Here is a 16013-nt window from a genome sequence, read left to right on the forward strand (position 1 = left end):
AATCTTCTTGCCGTTGGGCGTGCGGCCCACGGCTTGCAGCACCAGGTCGTACACCTGCGGTGCGGGGGCGGTGCCACCCTCCTCTGCCGGCGCAAACGTCACCTCGATGCCTTCGGGCGTGGCGCGGGCCCCCACCGTCTTGGTCTTGAGCATGATGTGGTCGAAGCGGTGCTGGTTCATCTTCTGCCACACCTTCACCAAATCGCGGTCAGCGCCCTGCATCAGGCCGTCCATCATTTCGACCACGTCCAGGCGTGCGCCCAGCGTGCTGTAGACGGTGCCCATTTCCAGGCCGATGATGCCGCCGCCCAGGATGAGCATGCGTTTGGGCACTTCCTTGAGCGCCAGCGCGCCGGTGGAGTCGACCACGCGCGGGTCGTCGGGCATGAACGGCAGGCGCACGGCCTGCGATCCCGCCGCGATGATGGCGCGCTGGAAGGCGATGACCTGCTTGCCGCCTGTCTTTTCCTGGCCGGTGCCGGTGGTTTCCTCCACCTCCAGGTGGTGCGCGCCGACGAAACTGCCATAGCCGCGCACGACGGTGACCTTGCGCATCTTGGCCATGGCCGCCAGGCCGCCGGTGAGTTTGCCAACGACTTTCTCTTTGTGGCCGCGCAGCGTGTCCACGTTGACCTGGGGCGCGCCGAAATCGATGCCCGCCTTGCGCAGGTGCGCCACTTCGTCCATCACGGCGGCCACGTGCAGCAGCGCCTTGGAGGGGATGCAGCCCACGTTCAGGCACACGCCGCCCAGCGTCGCGTAGCGCTCGACGAGGACGACCTTCAGCCCCAGGTCGGCGGCGCGGAAGGCCGCGCTGTAGCCGCCCGGGCCACCGCCCAGCACGAGCACGTCGCACGCCAGGTCGGCCGTGCCGCTGAAGCGGGCTGCTTCAATTTGAGGAGCTGGTTGCGCTTGGCTGGGCTTGCTTTCCAGTACTTTTGTCTCTGAAACCGGCTTTTGGCCAGCGCTAGCAGCTCCTGATTCAGTAGCACCGCTGGCTTCCAGCGTCAGCACCACGGTGCCTTCGCGAACCTTGTCGCCCAGCTTCACCTTGATGTCCTTGACCACGCCGGCGTGGCTGGACGGAATCTCCATGGACGCCTTGTCGGATTCCACGGTGATCAGGCTCTGCTCCGCCCGGATGGTGTCGCCGGGTTGCACCAGCACTTCGATCACGCCCACTTCGTCGAAGTCGCCGATGTCGGGGACCTTGATGTCGATCACTGCCATGTTCGTTGTCCTTTCACAGCAGGATGCGGCGGTAGTCCGCCAGCACCTGGGCCAGGAATGCGTTGAAGCGCGCGGCCGCGGCACCGTCGATGACGCGGTGGTCGTAGCTCAGGCTCAGCGGCAGCGTGAGGCGTGGCACGAACTGCTTGCCATCCCACACGGGCTTCATCTGTCCCTTGGACAGGCCCAGGATAGCCACCTCGGGCGCGTTGATGATGGGCGTGAAGTGCGTGCCGCCAATGCCGCCCAGCGACGAGATGGACATGCTGCCGCCTTGCATGTCGGCCGCGCCCAGCTTGCCGTCGCGCGCCTTCTTGGCCAGTTCAGCCATTTCCGCGCTGATCTGCAGGATGCCTTTCTTATCCGCGTCTTTCAGCACGGGCACCACCAGGCCGTTGGGCGTGTCGGCTGCGAAACCGATATGGAAGTACTGCTTGTAGACCAGGGTGTCGCCGTCCAGGCTGGCGTTGAACTCTGGAAACTTCTTCAGCGCAGCCACCACGGCCTTGATGACGAAGGCCAGCATGGTGACCTTGACGCCGCTCTTTTCGTTTTCCTTGTTGGTGGCCACGCGGAAGGCTTCCAGCTCGGTGATGTCGGCTTCGTCGTTGTTGGTGACGTGGGGAATCATCACCCAGTTGCGGTGCAGGTTGGCGCCGCTGATCTTCTTGATGCGCGACAGGTCCTTGCGCTCCACCGCGCCGAACTTGGCGAAGTCCACCTTGGGCCAGGGCAACAGGTCCAGGCCCACGCCTGATCCGCTGCCCGCGCCGGTTGCAGGCGCCTTGGCGGCCTGGGCCTGGGTTTGCACGGCACCGGCCATCACGGCGCGGGTAAAGCCCTGCACGTCGTCCTGGGTGATCCGGCCCTTGGGGCCGGTGCCCTTGACTTCAGTCAGCGGCACACCCAGCTCGCGCGCAAACTTGCGCACCGAGGGGCTTGCGTGCGGCAGGCCCGGCGCAGGCGTGCCGGGCTGGTGCGCGGGCATGGCCGGGGCTGCCGCCACGGGCGCAGGCACTGCCACGGCCGCCACAGCGGGCGCGGGCGCGGCTGCGGCCGCCGTGGCGCTGGGCGCCGCCGCTGGCGCAGCGCCTTCAAGCAAGGCCACGAGGTCGCCCACGTTCACCTTGTCGCCCAGCTGCACCTTCAGTTCCTTGAGAACGCCAGCCACGGGCGAAGGGATTTCCATCGATGCCTTGTCGGACTCGACGGTGAAAAGCGATTGCTCGACGCGGATCGCATCGCCGGGCTTGACCAGCAGCTCGATCACGGCGACGTCCTTGAAGTCACCGATGTCGGGCACGCGCACCTCAATGGTGCCGCTGGCCACAGGGGCGGCAGCGGCGGGCGCTTGCGTTTCGATAGCGGCTACCGCTGGTGTAGCGGGCGCTGCAGCCGTTTTTGGCTCGGAAGCCACGGCGGCCGTTTCGGCGGCCTCGGCCACCTCCAGCACGGCGATCACGCTGCCCTGCTTGACCTTGTCGCCCAACTGGACCGTGATCTCCTTGACCACGCCGGCATGGCTCGACGGGATTTCCATCGACGCCTTGTCGGACTCGACCGTGATGAGCGACTGCTCGGCGGCCACGCGCTCGCCGGCCTTGACCAGCAGCTCGATCACACCGACCTCGTCGAAGTCGCCGATGTCGGGAACCTGGATGTTTACCAATGCCATAACTGTGTCTCCCGGGCCTTCAGGCGTGCAGAGGGTTGTTCTTCTCGGTTTGGATGCCGTACTTCTGGATGGCCTCGGCCACCTCCGCCAGGGGCAGTTGGCCTTCTTCGGCCAGGGCCTTGAGGGCAGCCACGGCGATGTAATGGCGGTTCACTTCGAAGTGCTCGCGCAGCTTGCTGCGGAAGTCGCTGCGGCCGAAGCCGTCGGTGCCCAGCACCTTGTAGGTGCGGCCGGCCGGGATGAAGGCGCGAATCTGCTCGGCGTAGTTCTTCATGTAGTCGGTGGAAGCCACCACCGGGCCGCTGCGCTGGCCAAGCTGCTGCGCCACGAAAGGCACGCGCGGCGCCTCCAGCGGGTGCAGCAGGTTCCAGCGCTCGGCGTCCTGGCCGTCGCGGGTCAGCTCGTTGAAGCTTGGGCAGCTCCACACGTCGGCCTGCACGCCCCAGTCGGTGGCCAGGAGCTTCTGCGCCTCCAGGCTTTCGCGCAGGATGGTGCCGGAGCCCAGCAGCTGCACGCGCTTGTCACCCTCGGCGCCGGGCTTGCACAGGTACATGCCCTTGATGATTTGCTCCTCGGTGCCGGGCGTGAGGCCCGGCATGGCGTAGTTCTCGTTGAGCAGGGTGATGTAGTAGAAGACGTTTTCCTGGCGCTCCACCATGCGCTTGAGGCCGTGGTGCATGATCACTGCCACTTCGTGCGCGAAGGTCGGGTCGTAGCTCACGCAGTTGGGGATGGTGCCGGCCAGGATGTGGCTGTGGCCGTCTTCGTGCTGCAGGCCCTCGCCGTTGAGCGTGGTGCGCCCGGAGGTGCCGCCCAGCAGGAAGCCGCGCGCCTGCATGTCGCCGGCGGCCCAGGCCAGGTCGCCGATGCGCTGGAAGCCGAACATCGAGTAGTACACGAAGAACGGAATCATGATCCGGTTGTTCGTGCTGTAGCTGGTGGCCGCAGCGATCCAGCTGGCCATGCCGCCGGCTTCGTTGATGCCCTCCTGCAGGATCTGGCCCGCCTTGTCTTCCTTGTAGTACATCACCTGGTCCTTGTCGACCGGGGTGTAGAGCTGGCCCTTGGGGTTGTAGATGCCGATCTGGCGGAACAGCCCTTCCATGCCGAAAGTGCGCGCCTCGTCCACCAGAATGGGCACCACGCGCGGGCCCAGGGCCTTGTCGCGCAGCAGCTGCGTGAGAAAACGCACGTAGGCCTGGGTGGTGGAAATCTCGCGCCCCTCGGCGGTGGGCTCCAGCACCGCCTTGAAGGTGTCGAGTGCCGGCACGGTGAAGCTCTCGTCAGCGTGCGTGCGGCGCTGTGGCAGGTAGCCCCCCAAAGCCTGGCGGCGCTCGTGCAGGTACTTCATTTCCGGCGTGTCGTCGGCCGGCTTGTAGTACGGGATGTTGGGCAGCTCGCTGTCCGGGATCGGGATGTTGAAACGGTCGCGGATGTACTTGATGTCTTCATCGGCCAGCTTCTTGGTCTGGTGCACGGTGTTCTTGCCCTCACCGGCCTTGCCCATGCCATAGCCCTTGACGGTCTTGACCAGCAGCACCGTGGGCTGGCCCTTGTGCGCGTTGGCGGCGTGGAAGGCGGCATAGACCTTGGCGGGCTCGTGGCCGCCGCGGCGCAGCTCGAACACCTCCTCGTCGGTCATGTGTTCGACGAGCTTGAGCGTCTCGGGGTACCTGCCGAAGAAGTGCTTGCGCACGAAAGCACCGTCATTGGCCTTCATGGCCTGGTAGTCACCGTCGAGCGTTTCCATCATCAGCTGCTTGAGCTTGCCGCTCTTGTCGCGCGCCAGCAGCTCGTCCCAGCCGTAGCCCCACAGCAGCTTGATAACGTTCCAGCCGGAGCCGCGGAACTCGCCTTCGAGCTCCTGCACGATCTTGCCGTTGCCACGCACCGGGCCGTCCAGGCGCTGCAGGTTGCAGTTGATGACGAACACCAGGTTGTCCAGGTTCTCACGCGCGGCCAGGCCGATGGCGCCCAGCGACTCGGGTTCGTCCATCTCGCCGTCGCCGCAGAACACCCAGACCTTGCGGTTCTCGGTGTTGGCGATGCCGCGTGCGTGCAGGTACTTCAGGAAGCGTGCCTGGTAGATCGCCATCAGCGGGCCCAGGCCCATGCTCACGGTGGGGAACTGCCAGAACTCGGGCATCAGCTTGGGGTGCGGGTAGCTGGACAGGCCCTTGCCATCCACTTCCTGGCGGAAATTGTCGAGCTGCTCCTCGGTGAGCCGGCCTTCAAGGTAGGCGCGGGCATAGATGCCGGGGGCACTGTGCCCCTGGATGTAGAGCAGGTCGCCGCCGTGGTTCTCGCTCTCGGCATGCCAGAAATGGTTGAAGCCCGCACCAAACATGCTGGCTACCGACGCGAACGAGCCGATGTGGCCGCCCAGGTCACCGCCGTCGGCAGGGTTCAGGCGGTTGGCACGCACCACCATGGCCATGGCGTTCCAGCGCATGTAGGCGCGCAGGCGCTTTTCGATCTGGATGTTGCCGGGGCAGCGCGCTTCCTGCGTCGGCTCAATGGTGTTCACGTAGCCCGTGTTGGCCGAGAACGGCAGGTCGATGCTGTTCTGGCGCGCGTGCTCCAGCAGTTGCTCCAGCAGGAAATGCGCGCGCTCCGGGCCTTCCTTCTCGATGACGGCGGACAGCGCCTCCATCCACTCGCGGGTTTCCTGCAGGTCCTGGTCGTATGCGCTCATGCCGTTGCCGGCCTGTGGGTCGGGTTGTACCGCCATGTCTTGTCTCCTAGGGGGAAGGGTTGGCATCAGGTCAGGTTAGCCCGAGGGCGCACGCGCGCACCAGCGGGAAAACTTGCATGCGAGTTTCGCACAGATTTTTAAAATTTCAAATTACGCCATTTAATTTTGTATTGTGGAATTTTGCTGCGACTGCACAAATCCACCCAAGGCTCGGCATGGCACTCCCCTACACTTGCGCCATGCAACCCACCCCCTTGGAAGCCGAGCCCGCGCCCCCTACGCGCAGCCTGTGGCTGCGCTGGTGGCGCAGCCTCTCGCCCGTGCGCCAGGACCGCTTCGCTGCCCTGGCGCCGTTGGCGGCCGTGCTGATGTTCCTGGCCGCCATCCTCACGGCGTTCTGGTACCTGCGCATGGAAGAGCTGGACCGGGAGCAAGAAGCCCTTCGGCGCGATGTGGAATACGCCCAGCAGCGCGTGCGCCTGCGCCTGCTGGAACGCCAAGAACAACTCATGCGCGTGGCGCGCGACCTGTCGAACCGCGACCTCGACCGCAACGAGTTCGCCAACCGCACCGAGGACCTGATCAGCCAATACCCCGAGCTGCAAGCCATCACCTGGGTGGACGACCAGCGGCGCATCCGCGCCAGCCAAGCCGCGCCTACGGTGGCCAGCAGCCAGTTGCGCATGGCCGGTGAGGTACTGCGCAACGGCGAGGCCGCCGAAATCTTCGGCCTGGTGCGCCAGCTGCAGCAGCCGGTGTACTCCCAGCCCGTGGCGGCGCCAGGCGAGCCTGCACCGTTGCTGCAGTTGCAGGTGCCGCTGGCGGCCCGGGGCCAGTTCAGCGGGGTGCTCATGGCGGAATACTCGATCGACAGCCTGCTGCGCTACGGTACGCCCACCGAAGTGCTGGCGCGCTATGCCCTGACGCTGCTCGACGCCCACCGCCAGGTGCTCGCCGGCACACCGCTCACGCAGGATGGCCCGTCCCAGTGGTGGGCGCCCTGGCGCACGCGCACCAACGCCTACGAGGTCTCGGTTTCGCCCGTGGGCAACAGCCTGGTGCTGCGTGCGCAGGCCTACCGCACGTCGCTGGGCGTGGTGGGCAGCGGCCTTTTCTGGCTCGTCGGCACCCTGAGCGCGATGACGTCCTGGCTGCTGATCGCCACCTGGCGCCACACGCGCCGGCGCATGCGTACGCAGGAGGCGCTGATCGCCGAAACCAACTTTCGCCGCGCGATGGAGAACTCCGTCCTCACCGGCATGCGCGCGCTCGACCTGCAGGGACGCATCACCTACGTGAACGCGGCCTTCTGCCAGATGACCGGGTGGAGCGAGGCGGAGCTGGTGGGGCAACTGCCGCCCTACTCCTACTGGCCCGAATCGGACCATGAGAACCTGCATGCCAAGCTGCGCGAGGAGCTGTCGGGCAAAACCATTCCGGGGGGCTTCCAGGTGCGCGTGCGCAAGCGCAATGGCGCCTTGTTCGACGCGCGCCTATACGTCTCGCCACTGATCGACGCGCATGGCCAGCAGACGGGCTGGATGACCTCGATGACCGACATCACCGAGCCCAACCGCATCCGCGAGCAGCTCTCGGCCTCGCACGAGCGCTTCACCATCGTGTTGGAGGCGCTCGATGCCTCCGTGTCCGTGGCCCCCCTGGGCAGCCAGGAGCTGCTGTTCGCCAACAAGCTGTACCGCCAATGGTTTGGCTCGCACACAGGCGGCCACCTGCAGCTCGTGGCACAGGCCGGCGTGCTGCCGGGCAGCAGCGCCGACGGCGGCGATGACGAAGACGGCCTGATGGGCCTGCCCACCGACAGCCTGACCAGCGCCAACGCAGAAAACGCCGAGATTTACCTGCCCGAGTTGAACAAATGGCTTGAAGTGCGCTCGCGCTACCTGAGCTGGGTGGACGGGCGCCTGGCGCAAATGGTGATCGCCACCGACATCACACCGCGTCGTCTGGCCGAGGAGCAGTCCGCGCGCCATGCCGAGCGTGCGCAGTCGGTGAGCCGCCTTATCACCATGGGGGAAATGGCCTCCAGCGTGGCACACGAGCTGAACCAGCCGCTCACGGCCATCAGCAACTACTGCAACGGCATGATCTCGCGCGCCGAGAGCGGACAGCTGACGCAGGAAGCGCTGCTCACCGCGCTACAGAAAACCAGCCACCAGGCCCTGCGGGCGGGACAGATCATCCAGCGCATCCGCGCCTTCGTGAAACGCAGCGAGCCCGACCGCCAGCGCTCCGACGTGGCGAGCATGGTCAACGAAGCCGTGGAGCTGGCCGACATCGAGCTGCGCCGCCACAACGTACGCCTGCGCCACTACGTGGCCGCGCGCCTGCCCCCCGTGATGGCCGACACCATCCTGATTGAGCAGGTACTGGTCAACCTGATGAAGAACGGCGCCGAATCCATCGCACAAGCGCAGCGCCCTGCACCTGACCGCAGCGTGGAATTGCGCGTGGTGCCCAAGCAAATCGAAGACCGGCCGGTGATCGAGTTCACCGTGCAAGACACAGGCCGTGGCCTGGCACCCGAGGTGCTGGAACGCCTGTTCGAAGCCTTCTTCTCCACCAAGAGCGAGGGCATGGGCATGGGCCTGAACCTGTGCCGCAGCATCGTCGAGTCGCACCAGGGGCGCATGCGCGCGGAGAACCTCTACAATGGATCAGAGGTCGTCGGTTGCCGATTCTCCTTCTGGCTGCCGCTGGATCAGCCTGCGGACGCCACTATAAATACCGTAGCAGAAGCAACGAAACCATAGGACTGGCGCATGAGTTTGATTCCGAAAAAAGGCACTGTTTATGTAGTGGACGACGACGAGGCCGTCCGTGACTCCCTGCAGTGGCTGCTGGAAGGCAAAGACTACCGGGTACGCTGCTTTGATTCGGCCGAATCCTTTTTGTCCCGCTACGACCCGCGCGAGGTCGCCTGCCTGATCGTTGACATCCGCATGGGCGGAATGACAGGCCTGGAGCTGCAGGATCGCCTGCTGGAGCGCAAGTCGCCGCTGCCGATCGTCTTCATCACCGGCCACGGCGATGTGCCCATGGCCGTGAACACCATGAAGAAGGGCGCACTCGACTTCATCCAGAAGCCCTTCAACGAGGACGACCTGCTGGCCCTGGTCGAGCGCATGCTTGACCACGCGCGTGAAGCCTTCGCCGGCCACCAGCAAGCCGCCAACCGCGACGCGCTGCTGTCCAAGCTCACCGGGCGGGAATCGCAGGTGCTGGAGCGCATCGTCGCCGGGCGCCTGAACAAGCAAATCGCCGACGACCTGGGCATCAGCATCAAGACCGTGGAAGCGCACCGCGCCAACATCATGGAAAAGCTTGGCGCGAACACCGTCGCCGACCTGCTCAAGATCGCCCTGGGGCCGTCCGGCGCCAAGGCTTGAACTTCTGTTTTGATAGCTGCCAGCGCTTGCCCAGCAAGCGCTGCAGTGCTTTTTGACTGGTAATTTTTACACATGACCGCCCAACTGATCGACGGCAACGCCCTCTCGCGCCAACTGCGCGCCGAAGTCGCCACACGCACCAGCACCCTGAAAAGCCGTGGCATTACCCCCGGCCTCGCCGTGATCCTGGTCGGCGACAACCCGGCCAGCCAGGTGTATGTGCGCAACAAGGTCAAGGCCTGCGAGGACGTGGGCTTTCACTCGCTGCTGGAAAAGTACGAGGCCACACTGACCGAAGCCGAACTGCTGGCCCGCGTCGAAGCACTGAATAACGACCCCAGCATCCACGGCATCCTGGTGCAACTGCCCCTGCCCAAGCACATCGACGACCACAAGGTCATCGAAGCCATCTCGCCGCTCAAGGACGTGGACGGCTTTCACGTCGCCAGCGCCGGCGCGCTGATGGTGGGCGAGGTCGGCTTCAAGGCCTGCACCCCCTACGGCTGCATGAAGATGCTTGAATCCATCGGCCTGAAGGACCTGCGGGGCAAGCATGCCGTGGTCATCGGCCGCAGCAACATCGTCGGCAAGCCCATGGCCATGATGCTGCTGGCGCAGAACGCCACCGTCACCATCACCCACAGCGGTACAGCCGACCTCGCCGCCATGACGCGCCAGGCCGACATCGTGGTGGCGGCCGTAGGCAAGCGCAACGTGCTGACGGCCGACATGGTCAAGCCCGGCGCCGTGGTCATCGACGTGGGCATGAATCGCAACGACGAAGGCAAGCTCTGCGGCGACGTCGATTTCGACGGCGTGAAGCAAGTGGCGGGCTATATCACCCCCGTGCCCGGTGGCGTCGGCCCAATGACCATCACCATGCTGCTGGTCAACACGCTGGAAGCCGCCGAGCGGCTGGCGGCTTGAACCTTTTTCCTGGCGCCACCATCTGACTGCGCATGAGCAACCCTCTCCTCGATTTCCAAGACCTGCCGCTGTTCGACCGCATTACCCCGGACGACGTGGCCCCGGCGGTGGACGCCCTGCTGGCGGCCGCGAATGCGGCGCTGGAGCGTGTCACCGCGCCGGACTTTCCGGCCGACTGGAACGCCATCGCCCGTGAACTCGACGTGGCCACCGAACGGCTGGGCCGTGCCTGGGGCGCCGTCAGCCACCTCAACAGCGTGGCCGACACGCCCGCGCTGCGCGCGGCTTACAACGAGGCACTGCCCCGGGTCACCGAGTTCTGGACGCGCCTGTCCTCGGATGAGCGCCTGTACGCCAAGTACAAGGCCATCGACCCCGCCACGCTCAATGGCGAGCAGCGCCAGGCGCTGCACAACGCGGTGCGCAACTTTGTGCTCTCCGGCGCTGAGCTGCAGGGTGCGGCCAAGGAGCGTTTCGCGCAAATCCAGGAACGTCAGGCCGAACTGAGCCAGAAGTTCAGCGAAAACGCGCTCGACGCCACCGACGGCTACGCCTACTACGCCAGCGCTGCCGAAATCGCCGGCCTGCCCGCCGACGTGGCCCAGGCCGCACGTGCCGCCGCTGAGGCCGACGGCCAAGCCGGCTACAAGCTGACGTTGAAAATGCCCAGCTACCTGCCGGTGATGCAGTTCGCCGACAACGCCGCGTTGCGCGAGCGCCTGTACCGCGCCTATGTGACGCGCGCGTCCGACCAGGCCGAAGGCGATGCCCGGCGCTTCGACAACACTGCGCTGATTCAGGAAATCCTGGCGCTGCGCCAGGAAGAGGCACGGCTGCTGGGCTATGCCAATTTCGCCGAGGTGTCCCTGGTGCCGAAGATGGCGCAGTCGCCCGCCCAGGTCATCACCTTCCTGCGCGACCTGGCGCGCCGCGCCCGCCCCTACGCCGAGCGCGATGTGCAGGACGCACGCACCTTTGCCGCCGAGCACCTGGACATCACCGACCCGCAGGCCTGGGACTGGCCCTACATCTCCGAAAAGCTCAAGGAAGCGCGCTACGCCTTCAGCGAACAGGAGGTCAAGCAGTACTTCACCGCCCCCAAGGTGCTGGCGGGCCTGTTCAAGATCGTCGAAACCTTGTTCGACGTGGCCATCCGCCCGGACACGGCCCCGACGTGGCACCCCGCCGTGGCGTTTTACCGCATTGAGCGCGGTGGCCAGTTGCTGGGCCAGTTCTACCTCGACCAGCCTGCCCGCGCCGGCAAGCGGGGCGGCGCCTGGATGGACGACGTGCGCACGCGCTGGCTGCGCCCCGACACCGGTGCGCTGCAAACGCCTGTGGCGCACCTGGTCTGCAATTTCGCCGAAGGCGTTGATGGCAAGCCCGCGCTGCTGACGCACGACGACGTGATCACGCTGTTCCACGAATTCGGCCATGGCCTGCACCACATGCTCACGCAGGTCAGCGAGCGTGACGTGTCCGGCATTGGTGGAGTGGAATGGGACGCCGTGGAACTTCCCAGCCAGTTCATGGAAAACTTCTGCTGGGAATGGGACACCCTCCGGCATATGACAGCGCACGTTGAAACGGCCGAACCGCTGCCGCGCGCGCTCTACGACAAGATGATTGCCGCCAAGAACTTCCAGAGCGGCCTGGCAACGCTGCGCCAGATCGAGTTCGCGCTGTTCGATATGCTGCTGCACACCGAACACGACCCCGCGCAGGACGTCATGCCCCTGCTGTGGCGTGTGCGCGAGGAAGTGGCGGTGCTGCAGCCGCCTGCATTCAGCCGCACACCGCACACGTTTAGCCACATCTTTGCAGGCGGCTATGCGGCGGGCTACTACAGCTACAAGTGGGCCGAGGTGCTCTCGGCTGATGCCTATGCGGCCTTCGAGGAAACAGTGCGCCCCGATGGCACACCCGACCCAGCCACCGGGCGCCGCTACCGCGAAGCCATCCTCGAAGCCGGCGGCAGCCGCCCCGCCATGGAATCGTTCAAGGCCTTCCGGGGCCGCGAGCCTACACTGGATGCCCTGCTGCGCCACCAAGGCATGGCGGGCTGAACGAAGCGCAGAGAGGTTCTCCCCATGATGCACATCTCCTTCCCCCTCGTGGCCATGCTGGCCTCGCTGGCCCTGGCTGGCACGGCAGCACACGCCCAGCAGGTCTACCGCATCGTCGGCCCGGACGGCAAAGTCACGTTCTCCGACCGTGCCCCGGACACGCAATTGGCCCCGACCACCACGCGCGGTGGTGGTGCGCCTGCGGCGGACGCCGCCCTGCCCTACGAACTGCGCCAGGTGGCCACGCGCTACCCCGTCACGCTCTACACCAGCAACGACTGCCAGCCCTGCAACAGCGCCCGCAACCTGCTCATTGGCCGAGGGGTACCGTTCAGCGAGCGCACCATCACGACGAGTGAGGATGTCGAAGCGTTCAAGCGCCTCTCGGGCGGCACCAGCCTGCCGTTCGGCACCATCGGTGCACAGCAGCTGCAAGGGTTCTCCGACGCCGAATGGACGCAATACCTCGACCTGGCCGGCTATCCCAAACAGTCGCAGTTGCCCGCCAACTACCGACGCCCGGCGGCGACCCCGCTGGTCGCTGTCGTGGAGAAAAAGGCCCCGGCAGCCGAGCCAGAAGCAAGGCCGCAGCCCGAGTCCGCGCCTGCCGCGCCGACAAAGACACCCGCCAACCCGGCAGGCATCGTCTTTTGATAAAAGCGCCTCTCACAGGCGCTTTTATTTTGGAGAAAGCAGGCGTCGTACTCAGTATTCGATCGTCTGCACACCCTGCGCGGTGCCCATCAGGCACACCGCAGCCTTCTGGTGTGCGAACACGCCAACCGTGACCACGCCAGGCCACTGGTTCACCTCGGACTCGAAAGCCAGGGGCTCCGCAATCGACAAACCACGCACATCCAGGATGTGCTGGCCGTTATCAGTCACCAGCGGCTGGCCGTCCTTCAGGCGCAAGGTGGCTTGCCCTCCCATGGCGGCGAACCGGCGCGTTATCTGCTGCGCAGCCATCGGAATCACCTCGACCGGCAGCGGAAAACGCCCGAGGGTCTGCACCCGCTTGGATTCATCCACGATGCAAACGAAGCGCTGTGCGAGCGCCGCGACGATCTTCTCGCGTGTCAGCGCTGCGCCGCCGCCCTTGACCATGAAGCCTTGGCCGTCGATCTCATCGGCACCGTCGATATAGACCGACAGGCTCTGCACCGCATTGGCATCAAACACGGGAATCCCCAGTGCCTGCAGCCGCTCGGTGCTGGCCACGGAGCTGGACACCGCTCCCTTGATCTGCCCTTTCATCGCGGCCAGGGCATCAATGAACTTATTGACCGTAGAGCCTGTGCCCACGCCAACGATCTCTCCAGGAACCACGTAGCGCAGCGCGGCCTGGCCCACGAGGGCCTTGAGTTCGTCTTGGGTGAGGGAGGAAGGGGAAGCAGGTGTCGTCATAGGGGAGAATCGCAGCAAAGCTTTGAATTATCTCCATGTCCCTGATTCCTTACGCCCTCACTCGCCCTCTTCTCTTCGGCATGGATGCCGAAGCTGCGCACGACCTCACTATGGACATGCTGGCGCGCGGCCAGCACACGCCATTGCAATGGGCCTGGTGCAACGAAACCGTGCATGACCCCATTCAGCTCGCGGGCCTGACCTTTCCCAACCGCGTGGGCCTGGCCGCTGGCCTGGATAAGAACGCTCGCTGTATCGACGCGCTGGGCGCGATGGGCTTCGGCTTCGTCGAGGTGGGGACCGTGACCCCCAAGCCTCAGCCCGGTAACCCCAAGCCACGCATGTTCCGCCTGCCCGAACGCCAGGCACTGATCAACCGCTTTGGTTTCAACAACGAAGGGCTGGAAGCGTTCCTGGGCAACGTGCAGCGGTCGCGCTTTAGAGCCGCAGCGCGCCAGCACCGCATGCTGCTGGGCCTGAACATCGGCAAGAACGCCACTACCCCTATCGAGGATGCCACCCGGGACTACCTGACCTGCCTGGAAGGCGTCTACCCGCATGCTGATTACGTGACCGTGAACATCAGCTCGCCCAACACCCAGAACCTGCGAGCGCTGCAAAGCGATGCAGCGCTTGACGCGCTGCTCGCCGCGATCGCCGAGCGGCGCGAAGCCCTGGCGGTACAGCAAGGGCGGCGTGTTCCCGTGTTTGTGAAAATTGCGCCGGATCTGCAGGATGAGCAAGTGGCCGTGATCGCCGCCACGCTGCAGCGCCATGGCATGGATGGCGTGATTGCCACCAACACCACCATCAGCCGTGAAGCCGTCAAGGGCCTGCGCCATGCCGAAGAAACTGGCGGACTGAGCGGTGCGCCGGTCTACGAGGCCAGCAACCGTGTGATTGCCCAACTGCGCGCAGCCCTTGGCCAGGGATTCCCGATCATCGGGGTGGGTGGCATCCTGAGCGCTGAAGACGCCGTAGGCAAGATTCGCGCTGGCGCAGACGTAGTGCAGATTTACACCGGGCTGGTGTACCAGGGCCCAGCCCTGGTGGTGCAAGCCGCACGCGCCATCAAGACAGCAGGGCGGCGCTGAGCATCTCTGGCTTTATTGGCCGACCGCTGGAAACACAGGCGCTCCAGGGCGCTGCCTCCAGGGCGCTGCCTCCAGCGGCGGTTATTCAGCGGCGGTTACGTAGCAGCAAAGGCAGCAGCACTCCAGCCCAGCGTACAAGGCGGCGCGGCCCTACCGCCATCGCCATGGCCGCAGTCGCACTTGCGGTCAGACCGGGGTGTTCGCGTGCAAAAAGCACGGCTTTGGCCAGCCAAGGCATATCGGCAGGGACACCCGTGTCCGCCGCTGCCTGGGCCGCTGCTTGGTCACGGGCCACGCGGCGAGCGCGCAGTCGCTCGCGCTGGGCTGCGATACGCTCCAGCACGGCCTGTTGCTCAGGGGTGGGCGTGGTGGGAGGAGGTACGAACGGATGGCTCACAAACGCTCCTTGCAGCTCTGCCAGTCCTGCGCCAATTCACGCCGGGTCAACGCAAAGCCCTGCCCTACTTGGCGCAGTACGGAAAGCAACGCAGCAAGCGCCGCACCCCACGCCAGTAGCCACACAACGGCCAGCCCCCAAGCCACAGCCATGCGCTGCGGCGTGTCCCAGAACTGGGCGAGAAGCGCCAGCGAGAGCAAAAGCAGCGCCACCACCGTTAAGCCGCCCACAGCCAGCGTAAGCAACAGCGCGCGCAGCAAGTGGCGCTTTTGATCACGCCACTCCAGCCGGGCCAATGCCACACGGTCATCGAAAGCGATAGCACCTTCGATAACGGCGGCCTGCCAGCGTGCACGCAAGGCATCCAGCCCCAGCAATGACAGCCAGTTCATGGGCGCGCCACCTCGGCCTTGGTGGGCATGGGGAGCGCCGCTCAACGCCGTGCCAGCAGGAAGCCCACCAGGGCTCCTACGGCCAGTGCAGCACTGGCCACGCGCCAGGGCTCGTCGTGCGCATAGCGGTCAGCCGCATGGGCCGCTTCCTTCGCCTGGCGTGCGGCCTCCTGGGCCGCGCGCACGGCCGAGTCACGTACTGTGGACATGCCGTCGTCGATGCGCTGGCGCAGCAACTTGATTTCCGGAATGGTGTCCAGGTCCTTGTTCGCCAGCAGGCCGCGCAGATCGCTCACCAGCTTTTCCAGTTCAGTCTGCGAGGTGGACACGGAATCAGTAACAGAAGCAGTCATAGCAGCCTTTCATAGCAAGAAACCCAATGAATGTGCGCCATGCAGCATGGTCGCGCTGTGTCGATGCCATCTTAGCAGTGCACCGGCCGCATGGCTGCATACGCCGGTAATGTTGTCGTGCTCTCCGGTCACTGCAGTATTTATGGCATACGCTTACAGGTAAAACCTTGGGAACGATGATTCATGACAAAAAATGCCCCCAAGGCAATAGGATAAAGCGCTAACCCGGATATTTCACGTATGTAGCCAACGGCCTGCGCAGCGGGGCATCGCGGCGCGGATTTGAGCGAGCAAGGCCACGATGTTGGCCGCAGCCATGGGTGTGATGGTTGGCATGCGCAATGCGGTCGCACTGACCCCCACCCCGGCTTGG

The 16013-nt window shown here is 65.3% G+C and carries 13 protein-coding genes; 6 read left to right on the plus strand and 7 right to left on the minus strand.

Translation table 11 applies throughout. From position 1 onward, the window contains the following. From BN2503_RS21265 to aceE, 3 genes are all read right to left on the minus strand, one after another. The coding region (locus tag BN2503_RS21265) for an FAD-dependent oxidoreductase (protein ID WP_054257823.1) at positions 1-1230 on the minus strand (1230 nt) is incomplete at its 3' end. A 13-nt stretch (positions 1231-1243) separates the two neighbouring features. Next, on the minus strand, positions 1244-2905 hold the full coding sequence (gene aceF / locus BN2503_RS17110; protein WP_054257824.1) for a dihydrolipoyllysine-residue acetyltransferase: 1662 nt from the start codon (positions 2903-2905) through the stop codon (positions 1244-1246). Positions 2906-2924: 19 nt separating this feature from the next. Beyond that, positions 2925-5636 carry a pyruvate dehydrogenase (acetyl-transferring), homodimeric type gene (aceE, locus tag BN2503_RS17115; RefSeq protein WP_054257825.1) on the minus strand — a complete coding sequence of 904 codons (2712 nt, stop codon included), beginning with the start codon at positions 5634-5636 and terminating at the stop codon, positions 2925-2927. A gap of 203 nt (positions 5637-5839) precedes the next feature. Here aceE and BN2503_RS17120 point away from each other — a divergent pair, with 203 nt between their 5' ends. The 5 genes from BN2503_RS17120 (at position 5840) to BN2503_RS17140 (ending at position 12654) form a co-directional block, all read left to right on the plus strand. After that, positions 5840-8371, plus strand: coding sequence for a PAS domain S-box protein (locus BN2503_RS17120; RefSeq protein ID WP_054257834.1), 2532 nt, complete (start codon positions 5840-5842; stop codon positions 8369-8371). Positions 8372-8380: 9 nt separating this feature from the next. Then, a complete protein-coding gene (locus BN2503_RS17125; RefSeq protein WP_054257826.1) occupies positions 8381-9007 on the plus strand; it encodes a response regulator transcription factor in 627 nt (208 codons plus the stop codon). A 72-nt stretch (positions 9008-9079) separates the two neighbouring features. Then, on the plus strand, positions 9080-9934 hold the full coding sequence (gene folD, locus BN2503_RS17130) for a bifunctional methylenetetrahydrofolate dehydrogenase/methenyltetrahydrofolate cyclohydrolase FolD (protein ID WP_054257827.1): 855 nt from the start codon (positions 9080-9082) through the stop codon (positions 9932-9934). A gap of 32 nt (positions 9935-9966) precedes the next feature. Beyond that, positions 9967-12000, plus strand: a complete 2034-nt coding sequence (locus BN2503_RS17135) for a M3 family metallopeptidase (protein ID WP_054257828.1) — start codon at positions 9967-9969, stop codon at positions 11998-12000. Positions 12001-12024: 24 nt separating this feature from the next. Next, positions 12025-12654: a glutaredoxin domain-containing protein gene (locus tag BN2503_RS17140; protein ID WP_054257829.1), complete on the plus strand. Its 630-nt coding sequence runs from the start codon at positions 12025-12027 to the stop codon at positions 12652-12654. Positions 12655-12705: 51 nt separating this feature from the next. Here BN2503_RS17140 and rpiA read toward each other — a convergent pair whose 3' ends face one another. Beyond that, positions 12706-13404, minus strand: a complete 699-nt coding sequence (gene rpiA, locus BN2503_RS17145; RefSeq protein ID WP_054257830.1) for a ribose-5-phosphate isomerase RpiA — start codon at positions 13402-13404, stop codon at positions 12706-12708. A 35-nt stretch (positions 13405-13439) separates the two neighbouring features. Here rpiA and BN2503_RS17150 point away from each other — a divergent pair, with 35 nt between their 5' ends. Continuing rightward, positions 13440-14498 carry a quinone-dependent dihydroorotate dehydrogenase gene (locus tag BN2503_RS17150; RefSeq protein WP_054257831.1) on the plus strand — a complete coding sequence of 353 codons (1059 nt, stop codon included), beginning with the start codon at positions 13440-13442 and terminating at the stop codon, positions 14496-14498. A gap of 85 nt (positions 14499-14583) precedes the next feature. Here the strand turns inward: BN2503_RS17150 and BN2503_RS19675 are convergent, their stop codons facing one another. The 3 genes from BN2503_RS19675 to BN2503_RS17160 are packed head-to-tail and all read right to left on the minus strand — an operon-like array spanning position 14584 to position 15640. Beyond that, positions 14584-14895 (minus strand): hypothetical protein, encoded by a 312-nt coding sequence (locus BN2503_RS19675; protein ID WP_074930420.1) that lies wholly within the window; start codon positions 14893-14895, stop codon positions 14584-14586. After that, positions 14892-15287 carry a phage holin family protein gene (locus BN2503_RS17155; protein WP_054257832.1) on the minus strand — a complete coding sequence of 132 codons (396 nt, stop codon included), beginning with the start codon at positions 15285-15287 and terminating at the stop codon, positions 14892-14894. Before BN2503_RS17155 ends, BN2503_RS19675 begins: the two co-directional genes overlap by 4 nt. A gap of 41 nt (positions 15288-15328) precedes the next feature. Further along, complete coding sequence (locus BN2503_RS17160) at positions 15329-15640, minus strand: ElaB/YgaM/YqjD family protein (protein ID WP_054257833.1); 312 nt, start codon at positions 15638-15640, stop codon at positions 15329-15331. Positions 15641-16013: the final 373 nt, after the last annotated feature.

The sequence above is a fragment of the Paenacidovorax caeni genome, from assembly GCF_001298675.1.
Classification (GTDB): domain Bacteria; phylum Pseudomonadota; class Gammaproteobacteria; order Burkholderiales; family Burkholderiaceae_C; genus Paenacidovorax; species Paenacidovorax caeni.

Bases quoted from the DNA above. Each gene is read 5' to 3' on its own strand.
- BN2503_RS17135 (WP_054257828.1), top strand. From the start codon at position 9,967: ATGAGCAACCCTCTCCTCGATTTCCAAGACCTGCCGCTGTTCGACCGC.
- BN2503_RS17125 (WP_054257826.1), top strand. From the start codon at position 8,381: ATGAGTTTGATTCCGAAAAAAGGCACTGTTTATGTAGTGGACGACGAC.
- BN2503_RS17155 (WP_054257832.1), bottom strand. From the start codon at position 15,287: ATGAACTGGCTGTCATTGCTGGGGCTGGATGCCTTGCGTGCACGCTGG.
- aceF (WP_054257824.1), bottom strand. From the start codon at position 2,905: ATGGCATTGGTAAACATCCAGGTTCCCGACATCGGCGACTTCGACGAG.
- BN2503_RS17120 (WP_054257834.1), top strand. From the start codon at position 5,840: ATGCAACCCACCCCCTTGGAAGCCGAGCCCGCGCCCCCTACGCGCAGC.
- folD (WP_054257827.1), top strand. From the start codon at position 9,080: ATGACCGCCCAACTGATCGACGGCAACGCCCTCTCGCGCCAACTGCGC.
- aceE (WP_054257825.1), bottom strand. From the start codon at position 5,636: ATGGCGGTACAACCCGACCCACAGGCCGGCAACGGCATGAGCGCATAC.
- BN2503_RS17150 (WP_054257831.1), top strand. From the start codon at position 13,440: ATGTCCCTGATTCCTTACGCCCTCACTCGCCCTCTTCTCTTCGGCATG.
- BN2503_RS17160 (WP_054257833.1), bottom strand. From the start codon at position 15,640: ATGACTGCTTCTGTTACTGATTCCGTGTCCACCTCGCAGACTGAACTG.
- rpiA (WP_054257830.1), bottom strand. From the start codon at position 13,404: ATGACGACACCTGCTTCCCCTTCCTCCCTCACCCAAGACGAACTCAAG.
- BN2503_RS17140 (WP_054257829.1), top strand. From the start codon at position 12,025: ATGATGCACATCTCCTTCCCCCTCGTGGCCATGCTGGCCTCGCTGGCC.